Here is a 400-nt window from a genome sequence, read left to right as displayed (position 1 = left end):
GCTGGTGGTATATACTGGCGGCAATTCCTGCCATCTCGACCAGAACCGTTGCGCTAGCCGCCCGGCTCGGAAGGCAAACTCTCTCAGGGCCATAGCCGGCGGTTGCCGGCGGATTTTAACGAGGTGTGTTCCGGTTCGACGTGCTTGCCCGATCCACCAAGCCTTCGCAGGCCAGAACTTCTGATCGTAAAATGCATCGATTAGGATCGGCGGCTCCAACCACTCACCCGCCCGCCTCACCTGCCGTGCCGCCTCCACAGCAACGAGGGCGCCGAATGAATAGCCGACCAGCCGATAGGGGCCATGCGGCTGAATGCGGCGCAAGGCAGCGACGGCATAGGTCGCCTGGCGATTAACGGCTTCGGCACTTTCGCTCTCGGGCAAATAGGAAAGGCCGAAA

The 400-nt window shown here is 61.2% G+C and carries 1 protein-coding gene; it reads right to left on the bottom strand.

Annotated elements, in window-relative coordinates:
• A partial coding sequence (locus EN852_RS35715; protein WP_135879671.1) for a thioesterase domain-containing protein occupies nucleotides 1–400 on the bottom strand: 400 nt, incomplete at both ends.

It is taken from the genome of Mesorhizobium sp. M2E.F.Ca.ET.209.01.1.1 (assembly GCF_004010375.2).
Lineage (GTDB): Bacteria > Pseudomonadota > Alphaproteobacteria > Rhizobiales > Rhizobiaceae > Mesorhizobium.
Note: the sequence above shows the minus strand (reverse complement) of the source record. Positions and strands in the feature narration are given on the sequence as shown.